Here is a 20,655-nt window from a genome sequence, read left to right on the forward strand (position 1 = left end):
TTTAATAAGATGAAATCGAATTAGAAAAACTTGGGGAAACGGTTTTTAAGCTCGTGAGCAAAGCGAAGCCTTAGCCAAGTGAGGGGGAACGCCTAAATTAATTAGTGAACTCGCCACTAGGGCTAATCTGTGAGTTTTATCAGATAAAACCCTGTTCATTCATAGAACCATAAGCACTATCAGTCACAATAATATGGTCATCTAATGGCAAGTCCAATATCTCACCTGCTTTTTTAATTTTCTCGGTAAGTGCTATATCTTGTCTGCTAGGTTTTGTATTACCACTTGGATGATTATGAGCAATAATTATGCGGTTTGCTCGTCGTAATAAAGCTGTTGCAAACAAAATTTTAAGATCAACAAGAGTACCACTCATACCGCCTTTTGAAATCGTGGCAATAGACATTACCCGTAGGTTTCTATCAAGAGCCATTAATTTGAATTCTTCCACCAAATTAATGGTGTCATCATCCCAATCTTCTCTAAAGATTTTGTAGGCATCCCTATTACATGCAACTTTTGGTCTATCTGAAGCTTTGATCTTATTTCTGTAAACAAGTTTCACATGCTCAATATTGCTTTTTCTTTTAGTCATGCTGAGAACCTCCATCAAAAATCTTTAAATCATTTGCCATTTGATGGGCTGTTTGCTCAAAGGCAAACCAAGATAATGATGTTTTTAAATCATAGGTGATCTTTACGGGCGTACCCGTTTGCTTTTGGATATCCATTCGCAGTGCTTCAATTTCATCATAGTAATGATTAAAAAACCGATGCGTTTGGTCATAGTGATTCAGCGTGCTTATCATTCCAGAGGTACAGCTACGTTTTTCTAAGTTTATAAAAAAACCTTTTATATTCCTCCAACTAAGTGCTTCTTTAGCCACAAAAGCTTTGATGCTGTCAGGCTCATTGTGAATAATGCAATTCAAGCTTTTTCGTAAAAGTGTTTCGTTCATATAGATTCCTTTTTTGTTGTTAATCAGGCAGGCGGTTACATCATCTAAGTGATTAGATGCGTACCAATTGAAATACGGTTTATTAAAAAGAACTGACCAGAGTTATCAGCCAGTCATAGGCAGGTTTAAGAAAATTGCTGAATGGTCTGAGAGGCAATTGTTACCATATCAATACCTGCCAGCTTCTTTTTTTTGATTAGGCATTTAAAAATTCTCTTTGAATAATGGGACAATGCTTGAGATTGATTCATTATTTTGACACCTGATAAATCCTGAACAGCATAAAAGACCCTTGCTGCTTCTGAACAAATTGAAAAATGAGACTGCTCATTGTCTTCAAGATGTACGATATGCTTGATTTTTAACAAATCCCCTGGACTACTTAATAATTCAGATACAATTTGATTTCTGATTTCACTATAAAAAATATGGTTTTCCATGTTCTTTCCTTTCTTAAATACTATTTTTCAACAAGGGCTTAGCTCGGAAAAATTAAAAAAATCATTAACAAAGGTTGCAGGTGTATGTACCTGACATATTCCATTCAGATATGAGTTATTTTCTTAATTATTTTTTCTTTTTTTGGGTTTAAGAGCTGTTTGTAAGACAGGGCTATGATTGCCGCAGCGGTGGAAGAGGCAAGACTTGGGCGGTTATTTTTTTCAAGAAAAAATGTTCGGCAACCCGAAGGGCGAGGTCTTTCATGAGCGCAAAGGCTGAAAGGCTATATTTGCACTGGTTTACAAACTGCTATTTTACTCATTTGCTTCGGCTAGCTTTTATTTGGTTTGTCATTCCATAAAGCCAATATTTGATGAACCATGGTAGCTTTCATTTTAAGGCTAGTACACTCGATTACCGATTTGATTTGAGATGAGGTAATGCCCGCTTTTTTCGCCTCTGTATTCCCTCTAAGAATCTTATGCACACCAATGCCAGTGCGTTCAATTTCATTTTTTACATGAGCGGACATTTCAGGAATAATTTTGATGTAGTAATTATCGGGTAATGTTTTCCAAGTATTTAAGAGCGTTTCTACATGCTCTTTCAAAGCACTTTTAGCGCGTCCTTTTACCCAATTAGTAACATTAGAAATGCCTATGTAATTAAGCCCATACAAATTCATAAAGCGATAAATACCTAATCCAGTACGTTCTATATGGTGTTCGATTTCTTCAATAATGTCTGGTGTAATTTGGGTATATCCGTTGCGGCAACCTCTTTTAAGGTTACCGCTTTTATCGGGTAATTGTGCATAGAGTTTGTAAATTGTATCTAGCTTATCCTTAGCAATGCTTTTTTGATGTCCACAATAAAGCTTATAGATAAATTGGAAATTGCCATCATAATTAGACGCTGTGGAAAGTGTGCGGGGACTTATACCTGTGCGACTAGCTTCGAGTTTTATATGTTGCACCATGTCTTCCGTTACAGGAATATATGTTGATTTTAATGATGCTTGGCTTTTGCCTTTTTTACAGTCCTTGTCGGTTTGTAAAATAGTTTCCTCATTTACAATCCTATCAGGTCTTTGAGCGTAAAGTGAAAGGATAATATCAATTTCTTTTTCAAACCATTTATTGATTTTATTGTTTACAACAAGTCGAACATTGACAGGGTTGATATCGACTTCGGGATGTATCTTTAGAAGTCTAGAAATGGTTAATCCAGTACGTTTTATTTCGTCTTTAATTTTATCTCGTTTCGCACTTGGAATTTCAGTCTTTTCTTTGCTCTGTCTTCGGGTATGTGTTTTTTTCTCTGCTTTACAAGCTGCATAAAGATAATTGATATGGCTAGGGTCTACCAATCCGTCATACTCACCTTTGATAAGGGCCGTAAATAAATCATCATCCAATCCCTCTAGAATATCAGTTCTATCTTTTAGAAACCTGTGAGGCGGTATCTTTGTGGCTGCTACACGAAGCCTTAAATCTCTTGCCAATACTTTTGTCCAACGCACAATACCTGCCCTCGCATCAATGAAATCTCACGGTCATAATTATAAAACAAGAAACCTTAATCCTTCTTTAATCTTTTTTATTTAGAGTGTTCCTTCCTTGGGATAAGTCTCTTTATTCCATTTTCAAAAAAATACTGCTTTCAAGTGACTGCGTTCTTTAGGCTATCTAAGTATAAATCGAAATTAAAACAAAAATCATACGGACTGAAAAGGTTAGTGAGCACTTAAATTGGATAAATAGATAAAATTTTAGGGGTATTTATCTAAAATTAGTTTCCATAATTAACCGTCACTTTATCTTTTTCTGTCAAAATATTACGTGACTATGGGGAAATGAGGGAAAACCAATGTCTGAGGATAACAAACACAAACAGGATAATGCGACAGTTGAGGCGGTAGCTGAAAATGAACTACTGCTTGCTATAAAATCTGGTAATCGTGTGGATATTGCCAATACATACATATCCGACATAATTCAAGAAAAAGATCTTAAGAATAAAAAATCAGACGATATTACTAAAACACTTAATTTGATGCAGCAACTGCAAAACTTTGAGGACAGCATTAAGGACTTACTTGATAAGTTAAAAGAAACGCGCATTCAGATGGAAAAAGCTGCTGAGCGCATTAAAAACCTTAATCACCTTAAAGGTGATTTTGATCTTCAAGAGTTTCAATTACTCATGAAAACCGAATATAACAAGGACGTTTCTCACCTAAATGAAAAAGAAGCCAAAGATGTATTGAACACGCAGTTAAGTAAGGAAAAAAGCGATTTTGACAGACTCAAAGACAAGTACAATCACATCAATAAAAACTTAAACGATAAACTCAATGATCCTTTGATGGATAAGCTTGATCCTAAAGTAAGGGAAGAATTGGAAGCCGAGTATAAAGCGGAAGCACTTAAAAAAATTAAAGACCTCACAGCCCAAGCGAAACATGATGGCATTAATACTGAGAAAGCTCTGGTTGATGTACGCATTGATAATAAAGGAAGCTCATCTCTTTTAAACGAAGCTAGAGCGGATATTAGAGAAGATGAACTGGATAACTACGCCCATACAAATAATCTTACATCAAATGACGATCCGTTTGCTTCCTTTAATAATGAAAGTACCACTTCATTTGCAAGTACTGTATCTGATGATCCTTTTTCTGAAAAAGCCAGTAGTATAAAAGACCCGTTTAATGAGGTGGCTAACGGCATGAATATCCAGCCAAAACAAAATATTGCACTAAACACCCAACCACAAGAACCGGTTATCAAATCAGATATTGGTTTGGGATAAGTTGATTTAATTCATTACAATAGATGGAGAGTCAGCTTCTGGCTTCTTAACAGCGGCAATATTGTTTTTCTTAGCATGTTCAGCCGTTAAAACAGGTATTAATTTAACCATCTGAGCAGGCGTTAAAATACCATCACCATCTTTATAGTCTCCACCATTTTTATCATAAGTACGACCATTAATGTATGCAGAACCAAGCGTAACCCTATCTTTTTGGCTTTCTTGATATACAATGGAAATATCAGTTGGATAATTGGTACGCTTTGCATCTTTAAACATGGTTTGAAGCATTTTGGCATATTGCTCTGCGGAATATTTGTCTTTTGTACCGCCAGAAATGTATAGAACCAATGCAGAATTTTTGATTGAAAGTGTTTCCGCATCACCACCGTGTCCAACTTTAATTATTGGAGCATTGTTATTGGTAGTAACTTCTGTTTTAGCAGCGCCATTAAATGCCAACAAATTGTCATTAGATGTCTGTGCCTTTAACGTGCCAAAGGCACCAAGGGCAATAAGACTTAATGTTGCTAGTTGTTTCTTGGCATTCATAATTTTATTCCATTTCTGTAGGTTGTTTATACCATGTATTTCAATGTGCGGGCAATCTTGTGATGTCATAAGTATTAAGATGTTAAGATTTACGGTATTGATTGTTTAAAATAGGTACTGAAATGCCCATTTTATTGCTTTTAATACTGGTTTTATACCCAAATATATCCGCGTCCTTGGCAAGTAGGACAGGTTTCACTTCCTTTTCGGGCATTGTAAATACGCCCCGTTCCATTACACATCGTGCATTTTTGTTTGTGGTTTGACATGATTTTTATAATTTATTTATACGGCTTTTATGCCTCAAATATATTGATTTTTTTCTAATAGAGGCTTGTAAGCCGTATTTTTTAACAATTAAATTACGGTTATTTCGATACTGTATGGGAATAGATAACAGTAAAAGAATAACCAGTATTGCAGAACGCATAAAGAAACTCCGCATAGATGCAGGGTACACGAGCTATGAGAATTTTGCTTTGGACAAAGGCTTGGATAGAAAGCAGTATTGGAGATTAGAAAAAGGTCAAAACTTCAAGATCGAAACCCTTTTTCGTTTGTTAGATATTCATCAAATTACTTTGGAAGATTTTTTTAAAGAATTGAGTTAATCAAATGAAAATTTGCGTTCTGCTTGAGGTGTTTTAAATACCCTTCCAGGTAGCAGTTGTTAATAGCTGAATTGCCAATACACTTGAAAAAAAACTGCAAGATTTTAAGCAGCATTTTTATGAATTTTGGGAGGTATTGGTTGATGAGTAGTAGTTTATACAGAGTCTTGATATTTATGTCAAGTGTTTTTTTGAAAAAAATCGTAAACCACCTTATTATTGGGATCGATATATAAATTGAGCTAAAAAACCTTTATTTATAGCTCAAAAAAATATTATATTTGAGCTATAAAAAAGAAAGATATAGCTCATGACAGCTTTTAAATGGAATTGGCAACAAGATAAATGGCCTAACTTCACCTATGATGAAGAGGCTTTGCTAGGGTTAGAACTTGCATTTATTCAATCTAGCGCGATGGCATTAGGTGCTTTGAAGCATGTATCTAACGATGAGAAAGATCAGTTACTTGTGGAAGTATTATCTGATGAAGCCATGAAAACCTCAGAAATTGAAGGTGAGTATCTAAATCGTGATAGCATTCAGGAGTCCATCAAGAAAAATTTAGGATTAGCCGTTGAAAACAGAAAATTACCTGCTGCCGAGTTTGGAATTTCTGAAATGATGGTCAATCTATATCAGACCTATGATGAGTCATTAACAAACGAATATTTATTTGAATGGCATAGAATGCTTACCAATGGCAGAAGGGATTTGGTTGATATTGGTCGCTACCGAACGCATGAAGATCCTATGCAAATTGTTTCTGGTGCAAGGATGGATAAGAAAACGGTACATTATGAAGCACCTCCTTCCAACAGTATGGCACATGAAATGAAAGCTTTTAACGATTGGTTTAATGAGCAACACGCAAATGGAATGAGTGCTAGTTCATTATTGGCAAAATCAGGAATCGCTCACTTTTATTTTTTAGCTATTCACCCTTTTGAGGATGGAAATGGAAGGATAGCTCGGGCAATTTCAGAAAAGTCTCTTTCTATAAGTTTGGGTCGCCCTGCCCTGATTTCATTGTCCCAAATGATTCAATCCAATAAGAAAGCCTATTATGCATCTCTAGGTGAACATAATATGAAGTTAGACCTTACAGAATGGTTATTGTATTTTGGTCAGACAGTTATTGATGCTCAAAATAACACCTTACAGATTATTGAGTTTTTAATTCAAAAAGCAAAATTCTTTGATCGTTTTGCTAATCTAATGAATGAACGCCAAACGACTGTTGTACGTCGTATATTTAGAGAGGGACATCATGGTTTTAAAGGTGGTTTAAGTGCAGAAAACTATACGCGCATTGCAAAAACTTCTGCGTCAACAGCAACAAGGGATTTAAAAGATTTGGTAGGTAAAGGTATTCTGTTTAAAACAGGAGAGCTAAAAAGTACACGTTATTATATTAATTTAGAAGAAGCTTAATGAAATCAACCGAAATAAAATATAATGTTCAGAATCTAACAGACAACTTTTCAAAAGACGAATTCATATTTGATTTGTTGATTGCTTATGGAATTTCAAGGACTTCTGTAACAAGGCTAAAAAAAGGAGATTATAACTTATCAAAGGTTGATGGTGAGATTCTTTATAAAAAGAAAATCTTTTTTAAAGAAGAGGCTACTGGAAAACTCTTAAGCAGTATTGATACCATTGCAAAAGACGAACAAATCTTAAAATACAAACCAAGATTTGCAATTCTAACTGACAATAAACAAATTGTAGCAAAGGATTTAAGATTAGGTAAAAACTTAGATATTGAAATAAAGGAACTGCCTAACTATTTCGATTTCTTTTTACCATTGGCAGGTAGCGAAGTATATAATTCAAGTAACGATAATGAAGCAGATAGAAATGCCTCGTACAAAATGGCTTCTTTATATGATTTGCTAATTGAGGAAAATCCAAATATTTATAACTCAAAAGAGAGCATTCATCATCTTAATATCTTTTTATCCCGTTTATTATTTTGCTTCTTTGCAGAAGATACTGAAATTTTTGAGCAGGAAAGCATTTTTACCAATACACTTGCACAACATACTGCTAAAAACGGAAGTGATACACACTCTTTTTTAGATGATTTATTTGATCGCTTAAATAGTGAAAGTGAAGATAATTATCCAGATTTCTTAGCTAAATTTCCCTATGTAAATGGCGGACTATTTGGTCAAAAAGTACACTCTCCAAAGTTTAATACTAAAGCTCGAAAAATATTACTTGAATTAGGTGATCTTAATTGGTCTGAAATTAATCCAGACATCTTTGGTTCAATGATACAGGCAGTAGTTATTCCTGATTACCGTAGCGATCTTGGAATGCATTATACCTCTGTAACTAATATCCTAAAGCTTATTAAACCTTTGTTTCTTGATGAATTATACGAAGAATTTGAAAAAGCAACAACTGTAAGACAGTTAAACGCACTTATTAGAAGAATTTCTAATATCAAATTCTTTGATCCAGCATGTGGTAGTGGTAATTTTTTAATTATTACATACAAGGAAATCCGTTTACTAGAGATCAAAGTTTTACAAAAAATTACTGATTTAGAGACTTCCCCTACTTTTAAATGGACTTCTATTCAGCTCTCGCAATTTTATGGGATTGAAATAGACGATTTTGCCCATGAAATGGCAATACTTTCTCTTTGGTTAGCAGAACACCAAATGAATCGAGTATTTGAAGAAATGCTTTTTGATTTCGGTAAATCTAAACCCATATTACCTTTAAAAGAGGCAGGTCAAATTACACAAGGGAATGCAACAAGAATAGATTGGGAAGCAATTTGTCCAATTTCAGTAGAGGATGAGGCTTATATTATTGGAAACCCGCCATATTTAGGAAGCAACTTACACTCTGACGATCAGAGAGAAGATATGTGGAGAATTTTTGGCACAAAGAATTTAAATCGTCTTGATTACATAGGGACTTGGTTTTTACTAGCTGCAAGGTATATCTCAAGAACAAGTGCAAAAGCAGCTTTTGTTACAACAAATTCTATTACACAAGGAGTTCAGGTTCCAGTTTTATGGAGCAGAATATTTGAATTGAATGTGTTTATCCATTTTGCTGTAAAATCCTTTAAATGGACTAATAATGCCAAAGGCAATGCCGGTGTTACGGTAGCTATAATAGGTCTATCATCTTCAAGTGTAAAAAAGGTTCTTTTGTTCGATAAAAACTATGTAGAAACCGTAAAAAGTATAGGTCCATATCTCATTAAAAACACCTGTGTAATTGTACTTCCAAAATCAAAGCCACCAAAAGGATTTCCTCCATTAGTTATGGGAAATAAGCCTGCTGATGATGGAAATTTAATTTTAAGTCAGCAAGAGGCAGAAGAACTCACCTCACAATATCCTGATAGTAAGAAATTTATCAAACACTACTCTAGTGCAGGTGATTTCTTAAATGGAAATCATAGGTATTGTCTTTGGATAGAACCAAAGGATGAAAAAACAGCTAAAGCAATTCCACTCATTAAAGAAAGAACAGACAGACTTTTTACTTTTCGTTCTGAAAGTAAAGCAAAGTCTACCAGAGATTATGCAGAATATGATTTTAGCTTTAGACAAATTTCTTTCAAAGATACGGATGGTATTATTGTTCCACGAGTTTCATCAGAAAACAGAACTTACATTCCCTTAGCATATATTAGCTCTGATACTATTGTTTCTGATGCTACCAATATTGTATATGATGCAGAACCATGGATTTTCGGTTTTATCCATTCAAGAATCCATATAGTATGGGTAAGGGCAATAAGTGGAAAGTTAAAAACAGATTACAGGTACTCAGCAAAGTTGTGTTACAATACTTTTCCCTTTCCTGAAATCAGTAAAAAGAAAAAAGAGAATCTGAATCTCTATGTATTTGCTATTTTAGATGAAAGAGCAAAACATCCAAGTAAAACCATGGCGCAATTATATAATCCTGACACCATGCCAAAAGGATTGTTGAAAGCTCATCAAGAACTAGATACAGCCATTGAGCAATGTTACCGTTTACAACCTTTTAAAAATGATACCGAACGTTTGGAGTTTTTATTCAAACAGTATGAGGAAATGGTAAAAAGAGACACGCTTTTTGCAAAACAAAAGAAAATAAGAAAAAAGACAGCGAAAAAATAAGATATGCCGAACTTAATAAATGTAACATACAATCAAACAGGAAAAAGCAAAAACACCAACGCTTTAGGAATGCGAGAAATGCAGGAAAAAGCCTATGAAGGTAGAACTGCACAATATTTATTAATTAAAGCACCTCCAGCATCAGGAAAATCAAGGGCTTTAATGTTCATTGCTTTAGATAAATTAAAAAATCAGGGTTTAAAAAAGGTTATTGTTGCTGTTCCAGAAAAGTCTATCGGCGCATCATTTGGAACAACAGAACTAAAGAAATTTGGTTTTTTTTCAGATTGGAATCCTAACCCTAAATATAACCTTTGCACACCAGGAAAAGAAAAAAGCAAGGTAACAGCTTTTTTAGATTTTTTAGAGTCTGATGAATCAATTTTAATATGTACTCACGCAACATTTCGTTTTGCTTTTGAAGGTTTGAACCCTAAAAAACTTGATAATACTTTAGTCGCTATTGATGAATTTCATCATGTATCAGCCGAAGGCGATAATATTCTGGGGCAAGTATTAAAGAGCATAATGGCGAACTCATCAGCTCATATAGTAGCCATGACGGGTTCATATTTTAGGGGTGATAATATTCCTGTTTTAATGCCAGAAGACGAAGCAAAATTTACAAAAGTAACTTATACCTACTATCAGCAATTGAATGGTTATGAATATTTAAAATCTTTAGGTATTGGTTATCATTTTTATACAGGTAAATATTTTAAGAAACACCCTGATAAAGAAATGTCAGCTTTGGCTGAAATTTTGAATGAAAATCAAAAAACAATTATTCATATACCTAGCGTAAATTCAGCAGAATCTTCTAAAGAAAAATATGAAGAAGTTAATCACATTATAGATGTTCTGGGTGTATTAGACTATCAAGATGAAAAAACAGGTGTTTTGTATATCAACAGTCATAAGACAGGTAAGATTCTGAAAGTCGCCGATTTAGTGAATGATAATCCAAAATCCAGAGAAAAAATAAGCACTTATTTACGCAATATAACTTCGGCAGATGATATTGATATCATCATAGCTTTAGGAATGGCTAAGGAAGGTTTTGATTGGCCTTATTGCCAACACGCTTTGACAATAGGTTATAGAGGATCATTAACTGAAATTATTCAGATAATTGGTAGAGCAACTAGAGATAGTAATAATAAAACCCACGCTCAATTTACCAACTTGATTGCTCAACCTGATGCAGAAGATGAAGATGTTAAATTCTCTGTAAACAATATGCTAAAAGCAATAACTGCATCTTTATTAATGGAACAAGTATTAGCTCCTAATTTCAAATTTAAATTGAAGAAAGATGAAGACGATGATGATGATGAAAATGAAGACGAAAATACTATTAAAATTAGAGGTTTCAAGTTACCTACGTCACAAAGAGCTAAAGATATAATTGAAACAGACTTAAACGATTTAAAAGCAAAAATTTTACAAGACCCTCAAATGCTCAAAGCAATGCCAGGGAATATTGAACCAGAGGTTATCAATACTGTTTTGATCCCTAAGATTATTCGAGAAGTTTATCCTGACTTAGATGAAGAAGATGTTGAAGCTGTAAGACAACACGTAGTAGTAGATTCAGTCATAAAAAATAGTACGATTGAAGAACAAGGCGATAAGAAATTCATTAGAATGGCAGGAAGTTTTGTTAATATTGATGATATTCATATTGACTTGATAGACCAAGTAAACCCTTTCCAAAAAGCATTCGAAATCTTGTCAAAATCAGTTACCACTCAAGTTTTAAAATTGATTGATGAACATATTCAATCCACCAAAATTGAAATGACCGAAGAAGAAGCTATTTTACTATGGCCTAAAATCAAAGAGTGGGTAAAAAACAACAAAGGAGAACAACCAAGCATTCAAGCATTCGACCAGAAAGAAAAGAGAATGGCAGAAGCTTTAGTATTTTTGAGAGAATTAAAGCGTAAAAAAGCATTAGAAAATGGCTAAGAAGAAACTAACAATAGATGACATTTTCAATGATGATGATTTTGGGCTATTAGATTCTAAAGTCAAAACTTCTACTGTGAAAACAGATGAAGAAAGACTTATTGATTCATTTGAAGAAATAAATCTTTTTATAGATAAAAATGATAGAGAGCCGAATAAATCAAGCATGTCAGAATATGGTTTATTAGCAAAGCTTAAGAACTTTAGAGATAATGACGATCAAAAGAAAATCTTAAAACCTTATGACCGACACAATTTATTGGGTCATGTGGAAACGGAAAAGCCATCTATTGATGATATTTTAAATGAAGATGACGAGTTTGGTTTATTAGACTCTGATAAGGATTTGGATATTTTTAAATTCAATCACACTCCTAAACTTGAAGATCGAGCAGAGGCAGATTTTGTAGCTCAACGAAAACCAATGAAAGAAAAGGACTTTAAGGAATATGAAAACATGTTTTTACAAGTCTATAAGGAAATAAAAGAAGGTAAAAGAAAGATTAAACCATTTAAGAATATTGAAAAGAACTTACATGTTGGAGATTTTTATTTAATGAATGGTATTATGCTTTATTTGGAATCAGCAAACTTACAGAAAGATGAAATTGAATTAGGTTCTGGTAATAGAGTACGGATTGAAGGTCGAACAAGAACCGTCTTTGAAAATGGGACATATAGCAATATGCTTTATCGTTCTTTAGGTAAACAAATCCAGAAAGACGGTAAATTAATCACTAACACTTCGGACAAAATTGAGCACGATTTATTTGTGAATTCTGGACTTGTTAAAGAGGAAGACATTCAATCTGGTTGGATATATATTTTGAAGACAAAATCAACATTACAAGAATTAACCGAAATTAAAGATTTATACAAAATCGGTTTTTCTAGTGATTCTGTAGATAATAGAATTAAAAATGCTAAAAATGAAGCTACTTATTTATTTGCTGATGTACAAAAGGTTGCGACTTACAAGGTCTATAATCGTAACGCAAACAAACTAGAAAATCTCCTACATCGTTTCTTTGCGAATGCATGTTTAAACATTGATTTATACAACGATAAAGGGCAACGACTCAATCCAAGAGAATGGTTTGTAGTTCCTTTAGAAGTTATTGAGGAAGCAATTCAATTGATTTTAAATGAGAACATAACCAATTTTGAATATGATGTAATGAATAAAAAATTAAAACTTAAAAAATAATCTGATTAATGGATAACGAATTAGATCAATTAGCCTTTTCTTTTTTTAAACTTTTTGCTCAATATGAATCATCTCTTAAGGAGAATGGCTTTTTTGTTTCTGGAGGAAATAAAAAAGTAATTGTTGATTGGGATCGTTTTGCAAATGAAGTCATAGGCAACAACTTCATTAATGATTTGGGAGATAAAGCAGAGTTTGCAAACTATATTCTTCAGGAACCACCCAAAAGACAAAGTGTTAATGAAGAAGGAAATATTGTTTGGCAAGCCGTTTCTAATGAAAATAAATCTGTTCAAAGCCTTTTTGGTCACATTTCAAGAGTAAGGAATAATCTGTATCATGGAGCAAAGTTTAATGGCTCGTGGTTCGATCCAGATAGAAGCAAAAGATTGCTTGAATCTAGTTTAGAAATACTAGAACGATTCAAAGAAAAAATCATGCTTTAAACTGTGCGACGTTCAGAAGCAAACAAGAAAAATGAAAAGTGATCAAATTGAAGAATATTTATCAGATTTAGAAGATAAACTTCTCAACAAATCAAAACATTTTAGAATAAGAATAACCCGAGATTGGACCAAGCAATTTCCAAAACAAGCTGCGGTCTATCTTTTCCGTGAAAACGGTAAAGTTTGCTATATAGGAGAAACAGGCAATTTTTATGGAAGAATGGGAGATATTTTAAACACATACCATCATACCTTAAGAAGAAATCTAGGTCATTATCATTTTAAAAACCATCCATTATATGAGAAAGCCTCTTCTCGAAAAAAATATGCTCCAGAAATCGAACTGTTATTAAATGAGCTAATAGAGACCAACTTAACAATGTCTTTCATACTGACTGATTTAGGAAGAAAAGAATTAGAAGAAAGATTGTTTGAGAAGTTAAAACCTAAATATAACTTAAAAGGTAAGAGAGGTTCACACCTATCTAAAAACTTATGATTATTAATAATTAAAGTGTTAGTAATAAACTAAAAACAACCATTTTATGAATTAAAAATCATCAGGCAAATATTCCTTATATTTATTCTTTAGGTATTTTAAACCTTGCTTGTTGTCTTTTAGATTCATATTAAGTTTATCCTTAATGAATTCTAGTTTAATTTTTGCTTCGCTTAAAATCCTTCCCCAAGTCAAAATAAAGACATCGAAGTTATCACTTTTGACAACATGACCATACTCCCTACCAGTTTGAGATAATAACGGTTTTATTTCATCTTTAAAATCTTTTGCCAATAAAATAAATTTCCATCTAGTCTTATCTTTAGGAAATCTTGTATCACCTGCAACTTTTGAAGCATAAGATTCAATCTGTGATTTTTCTGTAAATCCTATTTTTAGATTTGGCTTTTTCAATTCAATAACTAGATTTTCTTTTCCTGCTGAGCCTAAACTAAATTGTTGCCATAAACAAACATCTGGTATTGTTTTCAAATCTTCATTATCTGATTCATCTACTACTTCTTGAAAATCTTTTCTACCTATATCTTTAAGGTATTTTTTTAATACATTTTTTAGTGTCACATCATCAGCTCCGTAAGTGAAATTATCACCAAAAATCCAAGTCTCATTTACAATAATTTTATGAAGATGTTTGCGCTCTTTTATTTCTTTATTTATATCTGTGTCATATATAAGCTGTTCCAATCCATTTATAAAATGTAATCGGTTTTTAATTTCTGTAATAGAATCAATAATACTTGATAAAGAAGTTTCTTCTAGAATTTCTACTAATTCATTTCTCTTCTCATCTGGTAGCTCTATAACCTCAGATAATATTTTCTGTAAAGCAGTAGCATCTTTTTCTAAAGCCTCTTTGATTAAAGAAAAAGTAAATTTTTTACTTTTATCATCTTGCTGATCAAAATCAGGAAGATATTCATGCACTTGTAATGCTACTATATCAAATATTTGATGCTTACTTTTCTCAACAACTGTTTCGGGTTTTTCAGTAAAAGGATAAAGTCCATCCTTCTTTAATTGATTAATATATTCATAAGATTGCTTATGCAGTTGCTTTTTAATGTATTCTTTTGCAATTTTTTTTGCTTCATTATGAACATGATTGATGTTTGGATTTAGCTTTTCAAGAATAAGTTTATTGTCTCTGTGTAAAAGTTCGATGTATTCTGACTGAATAAATATTGATATCGGAATTGATGAGCGAACACCTAAATTAGTTTCAGAAAAAGGAACTCCAGTTGCATTACATAAATAAGTTTTCTTTTTTTCTATTGGAAAATTCCATTCTAAGATTTTAATTGTAAAAAGATAGTTGCTTCCATCAATCTCAATAGGTATTGACTTCTCCATTGAATCTTTAATGAGAGAATTAAAATCCAAAGCATCACCATTAAACAAGATTTTAAAATTTGGATAACTTAAATAATAAGAAGAAAATTTATGCTCAAGCTCTCTTCTATACTTTCTATTTAAGGCTTCATCCGCTTGTTTAGTATTAACATTTAAAATCTCTACACTTAGTCCAGAACTTCCATTTCCTTTAGGAAGGAGTTTCAAATCACTAAAAACTGCTTCTAATAATCTATTCCTATCAAGTTCAATTTGAAATTCAGATAATTGACCATTACCATTTTTTTCGAAATTGCTTGTAAATCTAACTAAATCCCCAAGAGCTAAGCTCTTTAGCCGTCCTTTTCCTTCTTTACCATGATATAATCTTCCATTAGGGCTCTGGGTTCTAATCTTTTTTTCTGAACCACCTAACATCCCAAATACTTTTTGAGCTTTATCATATTTCAAACCGTGACCATTATCACTAATCTTAATGTATTCGTAACCATTAAGAGGTGTTTTTTTATATGATATATTAATTTCAGATGCATCAGCATCTAAAGCATTCCAAATAAGTTCTGAAATTGCTGTAAGCCCATTAGCCCTAGTCAATGATTCTATATGGTCACGTTCAACACTAAGGTTTATAGTTTTTGACATTCCTTTGAATTCGTTTTTTAGCGATTGAGAACTATAAAAATACTTATTTACTTCTATTAAACTGGTGTTTTGATATTTTTTTTCACGTACTATTAATTAAGACAACTAAAGTTAATCCTTGAATATTTGTTTTTACATTGTTTTTACAATAGAAAAAGAAAAAGGCTTTCAATTTCTTGAAAGCCTTGCTGTTACTAGTAGCGGGAGCAGGACTCGAACCTGCGACCTTCGGGTTATGAGCCCGACGAGCTGCCTACTGCTCTATCCCGCGATATTGGACGGCAAAAATACGTCTTTTTCCCAGTAAAATCCAAATAAAAAATAACTTTATTTTGAAAAAACTATAAATTCTACTGATCTATAGATTAAAAGCAGTCTTTCCTGTGTCTGATAATCCAAAAAAAACAAATAACACTATGTTTTGTGAGTTTCATATATACTTCACTTTGCATAATATTTTATTCGTCACAAGAAAAAGAATTCTATAAAACTAAACAATAGATTTCGGTGAAGTTAAATAGTAAAAACTAAGAGTGTTACTTTATCTTGGGGATTATATGTTATGTTAGGGGAAACAACACCCTTAGCCGTTTACAAGCTTAAAGTTAATCTTTTTATTAAAACCTGCTTAATTAAATGAAGTAACAAAAAGTAACATACTGCAAGATTTAAGCACATTGATTATTATAACACATTTAAAAAATTACTTTTGAAACTTGAAAATCTATCATTATTAAAAAGTTAAAAGTATGATTATCTCAAAAAACACGTTAACTTTTTTAATAGTCCAAATACTAAAACTTGACACAATTCATGATTAAAACTTTAAATCAAGGTCATCTTACGATACTATTATGAAAAAAGTAATTATAATAATAGGATGTTGTCTTATATATTTAGCGTTCTCTTCACATTATTCATCCGATTTTGAAACAATTGAAAATTGTTTGGAATCTAATTATAAAAAAAAAGATGTTGATTTATACTTATTAGATTCTCTATTAAACACTAACATAGAAAAAAATTACAAATTCTATTACAAATTAGCTGTAGAGAAAAAAGAAAAAGGTATAAAAACAAATAATATAGAATTACAAATTTTATCTAACAGATTAATTGCTGAATGTTTTTTATTACAAAATAAAAAATCAGAAGCTTTTAAACATTTAAGAATAGCCAATAATTTACTAGCAAAAAGACTAAAAAAATCATACACCGATTTTTCTATAAAATATGGAATGGCTTTGTTATTAATGAAATGTGAACAATTAGATCAATCTCTAAAACATTTTTATGAAGCACTAGATGTTCTTAATAGCTTATGTCCAGAAAAAAATCATAGAAGATTTCATATTTATAATTATATAGCTTCTATAAATTTTAAAAAAAATCAAAATCAAGAGGCCTTAAAATTTTATTTTAAGGCTTTAAACGAGACAAAAGAGTTAGGAAATAACTTATTAAACTCTTCAGCTTATAATAATATTGGGTGTCATTATTATTTTACAAAAAATAATAAAAAAGCAGAATCTTTCTTTATTAAAGCCAAAGATGTATTGAATCATGAAAAACACCCTCTATTTTTAGTAAATATCGAAGAAAATTTAGCCCACATTGAAATTGAACGTGGTAATTTTCATCGGGCATTAAATTTGTATAAACATGTTGAAAAAGTTAGATTGAAAAGCAACGAAAATAAATATGATATTTTCAGCAAAATAAATCAGTTTGTTTGCTATGCTAAATTAAAAAATCACAAAAAAGTTGAACTTACAGATAAAGTTATTACAAACTATTTTAAAGAAAGAAAAGAAATCTTCAACGAAAGATTAAACAGATACCTTAAAAAATTTATTAATAGTAAATTAAAGTATTTAAATGATAATAATTTTAAAAATAAAACAATTAAATTTCAAAGTGAAATAATTAATAAATTAAAACTAGAAAACGAACAGAATAATACCGATTTTAAAATTTTAAAAGATAATTTTTTAAAAATTCAAGAACAAAATTTTAACGACCAATTAGAATTAGAAAAAGAAATACACTTAAGTAAACAAGAAGCATTTCACAAAAAAATAATTTACTTTATAATAACGATTAGCTTAACTCTTTTAACTATCATTATACTATTGATGCTAATTAGAGTAAAAAACATTCATCAAAAAAATCAGCTTCAAATAAATGAACTGAATGAGCTTAAGTTGAAAAACACTGTTAATGAAAAAAACACTCTTTCAAGAGAATTATCATCGGTAAATAATAAAGTAGAAAACATATTAATTTCTAGTAAAGTTAAAAGAGATTTTTTAAAAACTATTCTTGATAACATTAATCAACTACCCGAAAAAAAAGATATTTCTAACGGGATTAAAAAAATCAAGATTGATATTAAATCTAAAATCCTAACAGAAGAGAGATTAATAACTTTATATCAAAACGATTCTAAAATCAACCTAGATTTTATTCAAAATTTAATTGATAAATATCCTAAACTAACAAAAACAGAAAGAGAAGTTTGTTCTTTAATAAAACTAAATCTTTCCAACAAAGAAATCTCTCAAATAAGAGGAACAACTATTGCTTCTGTAAAAATGACTAGATCTAGGATAAGAAAGAAAATGAATCTAGAATTCAAAGATGAATTAAATCGATTTATACAAAACATATAATATTTAAGTTTAAAATATAACAGTAATTACAGCTATTAAAAAAAATTAAACAGAATAAGTAACAAAAGGTAACTATATCGAAATAAATTAACTTACATCTTCATTTATGAAAATTTAAGAAGTTAATTAGCAACACTATTAACAAAATATTAACATTAAATTTTCAAATTATGAGAGTATTAAAAAACCCTTCATTTTTAATCGCTTTTAGTAAACAATCGAAAAAAAGCATTTATTATTTTTTAATTTTATTAATGTCAATTACAGGATTAATTTCATGTCAAAACGAAAATGACGATAATCCTGAAGTCTTAGCTGAAGAACAAGTAAGTTCAAATCCTTTTTTCATGGATATTCCTTTTAAAACTATTAATGTAGTTAACAAAAAAATGAATGTTCAAACTTTTGATGATAAGTTTCTTGTTGATGGAGATATACTTATGTCGAAAAAAAGAATAGAAGAATTCATGACAGACTCTGAAACTACAGATGACATTCAATCTAGAGCTGGTTATGATTTTTCAAGAGGAAGACCTTGGTATGGTAATACAGTATATTATGTATTTGACGGTAACTTTAGTTCGTATGGTAGACAAGTTATGTCACAAGCAATGCAGATTATTTCAAATCAAACTAGAGTAAGATTTCAATATGGAACTGGAAATGGAAATTATATTCGAGTTTTTACTGGTCAAGGAAATTACTCACAACTAGGAATGGTTGGTGGAAGGCAAGATTTGTCACTTCAAAACATGACAATTGGTATAGCAATTCATGAGTTAGGACATGCTTTAGGTTTAATCCATGAACATCAAAGACCTGATAGAGATAATTACATTTATGTAGATCGAAATGCTCAAATGCAGAACTACTATAATTTTGTTAAAATGGGATACGCCTATGGAGCATTTGATTTTAGTTCTATTATGTTATATCCATCAAGACGATTCCCTAATTCAATTGGTTGGGATATGGTAAGAAGAGATAATGGTCAGCCATTTAATAGTAATGTAGAAACAGGAGCTAATAGATTAAGTTATGGAGATACTAGATTATTAAATGCTATCTATAGGTAAGCTATCCTAAAACAGCAATTACTTTTATTTTAAATTTAAATAAGCTTCACAATAATATTATTGTGAAGCTTATCGCTTTTTATAAAATCAGGTTTAAATTTAAATGACTTTAAATTATTTATAAAAAACAAAGGCTTTCAAAAAATTGAAAGCCTTGTCAAATCTAGTAGCGGGAACAGGACTCGAACCTGTGACCTTCGGGTTATGAGCCCGACGAGCTGCCTACTGCTCTATCCCGCGATATTGGACGGCAAATATACACACTTTTAAAACAGTCTACCAAATTTATTTTAACTTTTTTCAAAAAACTATAGTATTATTTTATAATTGACACTCATAAAAACACTTACCTTTGCCCTTATGACACATAAAGCAGGATTCGTAAATATTATTGGAAACCCAAATGTTGGAAAATCAACCTTAATGAATGCTTTGGTTGGTGAAAAGCTTTCTATTATAACCTCTAAAGCACAAACAACTAGACATCGTATTTTAGGGATTGTAAATGGTGATGATTATCAAATTGTTTTTTCTGACACTCCTGGTATTATAAAACCAGCGTATGAGTTACAAGATTCTATGATGGATTTTGTAAAAGCTGCTTTTGATGATGCAGATGTATTAATTTACATGGTTGAAGTTGGTGAGAAAGAGTTAAAAAATGAAGCCTTTTTTAATAAAATAATTAACAGCAAAATTCCTGTTATTTTATTATTAAATAAGATTGATACTTCTAGTCAAGAACAAGTTGAAGAAAAAATAGAATATTGGAAAAATAAAGTACCTAACTCTTTTGTTTATGTAATCTCTGCATTAGAAAAGTTTAATGTAGAAACCGTTTTTTATAAAATTATTGAGTTATTACCAGATTCTCCTCCTTTTTATCCTAAAGATCAATTAACAGATAAACCTGAGCGTTTCTTTGTAAATGAAACTATACGTGAAAAAATCTTACAACACTATAAGAAAGAAATTCCTTATGCTGTAGAAGTAGAAACTGAAAGTTTTGTGGAAGAACCTAATATCATAAAAATTAGAGCTGTAATTATGGTAGAAAGAGAAACACAAAAAGGAATTATTATTGGTCATAGAGGAACTGCAATTAAACGTGTTGGTACTGAAGCTCGTAAAAGTTTACAACACTTCTTTGACAAAAAGATTTTCTTAGATCTTTATGTAAAGGTGAATAAAAACTGGCGTTCAAACGATAAACAATTAAGAAGATTTGGATATAAAGAGTAACTTAACATTCGTAAG

Annotated in this window: 18 protein-coding genes and 2 tRNA genes; 11 read left to right on the forward strand and 9 right to left on the reverse strand. The window is 31.3% G+C overall.

Features of this window, described 5'->3' with window-relative positions; genetic code table 11:
* Positions 1–139: 139 nt before the first annotated feature.
* The 4 genes from ACSIGC_RS08160 to ACSIGC_RS08175 form a co-directional block, all read right to left on the reverse strand.
* The gene (locus ACSIGC_RS08160) at positions 140–595 is read right to left on the reverse strand and encodes a JAB domain-containing protein (RefSeq protein WP_442267631.1); all 456 of its coding nucleotides are present in this window, start codon (positions 593–595) and stop codon (positions 140–142) included.
* Positions 588–959: a DUF7222 domain-containing protein gene (locus tag ACSIGC_RS08165; protein ID WP_442267632.1), complete on the reverse strand. Its 372-nt coding sequence runs from the start codon at positions 957–959 to the stop codon at positions 588–590. The genes ACSIGC_RS08160 and ACSIGC_RS08165 overlap by 8 nt, the downstream gene beginning before the upstream one ends.
* Before the next feature lie 125 nt (positions 960–1,084).
* Positions 1,085–1,399 (reverse strand): hypothetical protein, encoded by a 315-nt coding sequence (locus ACSIGC_RS08170; RefSeq protein ID WP_442267633.1) that lies wholly within the window; start codon positions 1,397–1,399, stop codon positions 1,085–1,087.
* 332 nt (positions 1,400–1,731) lie between these two features.
* A complete protein-coding gene (locus ACSIGC_RS08175) occupies positions 1,732–2,904 on the reverse strand; it encodes a hypothetical protein (RefSeq protein WP_442267634.1) in 1,173 nt (390 codons plus the stop codon).
* Positions 2,905–3,269: 365 nt separating this feature from the next.
* Here ACSIGC_RS08175 and ACSIGC_RS08180 point away from each other — a divergent pair, with 365 nt between their 5' ends.
* Positions 3,270–4,214 (forward strand): hypothetical protein, encoded by a 945-nt coding sequence (locus ACSIGC_RS08180; RefSeq protein WP_442267635.1) that lies wholly within the window; start codon positions 3,270–3,272, stop codon positions 4,212–4,214.
* 6 nt (positions 4,215–4,220) lie between these two features.
* Here ACSIGC_RS08180 and ACSIGC_RS08185 read toward each other — a convergent pair whose 3' ends face one another.
* Entirely contained in the window at positions 4,221–4,835 is a 615-nt protein-coding gene (locus tag ACSIGC_RS08185; RefSeq protein WP_442267636.1) for a hypothetical protein, read from the reverse strand.
* A gap of 83 nt (positions 4,836–4,918) precedes the next feature.
* Entirely contained in the window at positions 4,919–5,035 is a 117-nt protein-coding gene (locus tag ACSIGC_RS08190) for a hypothetical protein (RefSeq protein WP_442267637.1), read from the reverse strand.
* A 114-nt stretch (positions 5,036–5,149) separates the two neighbouring features.
* On the opposite strand from ACSIGC_RS08190, the gene ACSIGC_RS08195 reads away from it, so the two are divergent.
* The 7 genes from ACSIGC_RS08195 (at position 5,150) to ACSIGC_RS08225 (ending at position 13,637) form a co-directional block, all read left to right on the forward strand.
* Complete coding sequence (locus ACSIGC_RS08195) at positions 5,150–5,377, forward strand: helix-turn-helix domain-containing protein (protein WP_442267638.1); 228 nt, start codon at positions 5,150–5,152, stop codon at positions 5,375–5,377.
* 310 nt (positions 5,378–5,687) lie between these two features.
* Positions 5,688–6,809 carry a Fic family protein gene (locus ACSIGC_RS08200; RefSeq protein ID WP_442267639.1) on the forward strand — a complete coding sequence of 374 codons (1,122 nt, stop codon included), beginning with the start codon at positions 5,688–5,690 and terminating at the stop codon, positions 6,807–6,809.
* Positions 6,809–9,514 carry a DNA methyltransferase gene (locus ACSIGC_RS08205; RefSeq protein WP_442267640.1) on the forward strand — a complete coding sequence of 902 codons (2,706 nt, stop codon included), beginning with the start codon at positions 6,809–6,811 and terminating at the stop codon, positions 9,512–9,514. Before ACSIGC_RS08200 ends, ACSIGC_RS08205 begins: the two co-directional genes overlap by 1 nt.
* A gap of 3 nt (positions 9,515–9,517) precedes the next feature.
* Positions 9,518–11,485: a DEAD/DEAH box helicase gene (locus ACSIGC_RS08210; protein ID WP_442267641.1), complete on the forward strand. Its 1,968-nt coding sequence runs from the start codon at positions 9,518–9,520 to the stop codon at positions 11,483–11,485.
* Positions 11,478–12,692, forward strand: coding sequence for a GIY-YIG nuclease family protein (locus tag ACSIGC_RS08215; protein ID WP_442267642.1), 1,215 nt, complete (start codon positions 11,478–11,480; stop codon positions 12,690–12,692). Before ACSIGC_RS08210 ends, ACSIGC_RS08215 begins: the two co-directional genes overlap by 8 nt.
* An 8-nt stretch (positions 12,693–12,700) precedes the next feature.
* Positions 12,701–13,138 (forward strand): hypothetical protein, encoded by a 438-nt coding sequence (locus ACSIGC_RS08220; protein WP_442267643.1) that lies wholly within the window; start codon positions 12,701–12,703, stop codon positions 13,136–13,138.
* A 31-nt stretch (positions 13,139–13,169) separates the two neighbouring features.
* Positions 13,170–13,637, forward strand: coding sequence for a GIY-YIG nuclease family protein (locus ACSIGC_RS08225; protein ID WP_442267644.1), 468 nt, complete (start codon positions 13,170–13,172; stop codon positions 13,635–13,637).
* Positions 13,638–13,688: 51 nt separating this feature from the next.
* On the opposite strand, the gene ACSIGC_RS08230 is transcribed toward ACSIGC_RS08225, so the two are convergent.
* Both ACSIGC_RS08230 and ACSIGC_RS08235 read right to left on the reverse strand, forming a co-directional pair.
* A complete protein-coding gene (locus ACSIGC_RS08230) occupies positions 13,689–15,650 on the reverse strand; it encodes an ATP-binding protein (RefSeq protein WP_442267645.1) in 1,962 nt (653 codons plus the stop codon).
* 198 nt (positions 15,651–15,848) lie between these two features.
* Positions 15,849–15,921: transfer RNA gene (locus ACSIGC_RS08235), tRNA-Met, on the reverse strand.
* A 583-nt stretch (positions 15,922–16,504) separates the two neighbouring features.
* On the opposite strand from ACSIGC_RS08235, the gene ACSIGC_RS08240 reads away from it, so the two are divergent.
* Both ACSIGC_RS08240 and ACSIGC_RS08245 read left to right on the forward strand, forming a co-directional pair.
* The gene (locus tag ACSIGC_RS08240) at positions 16,505–18,322 is read left to right on the forward strand and encodes a tetratricopeptide repeat protein (RefSeq protein ID WP_442267646.1); all 1,818 of its coding nucleotides are present in this window, start codon (positions 16,505–16,507) and stop codon (positions 18,320–18,322) included.
* A 170-nt stretch (positions 18,323–18,492) separates the two neighbouring features.
* Entirely contained in the window at positions 18,493–19,398 is a 906-nt protein-coding gene (locus ACSIGC_RS08245) for a M12 family metallopeptidase (RefSeq protein WP_442267647.1), read from the forward strand.
* Positions 19,399–19,565: 167 nt separating this feature from the next.
* Here the strand turns inward: ACSIGC_RS08245 and ACSIGC_RS08250 are convergent.
* Positions 19,566–19,638: transfer RNA gene (locus ACSIGC_RS08250), tRNA-Met, on the reverse strand.
* Between the two features lie 120 nt (positions 19,639–19,758).
* Between ACSIGC_RS08250 and era the strand changes: the two genes are divergently transcribed.
* Positions 19,759–20,640 carry a GTPase Era gene (gene era / locus ACSIGC_RS08255; RefSeq protein WP_442267648.1) on the forward strand — a complete coding sequence of 294 codons (882 nt, stop codon included), beginning with the start codon at positions 19,759–19,761 and terminating at the stop codon, positions 20,638–20,640.
* Positions 20,641–20,655: the final 15 nt, after the last annotated feature.

The sequence above is a fragment of the Tenacibaculum aquaeponti genome (genome assembly GCF_052084715.1).
In the GTDB taxonomy this organism is placed as follows: Bacteria; Bacteroidota; Bacteroidia; order Flavobacteriales; family Flavobacteriaceae; genus Polaribacter.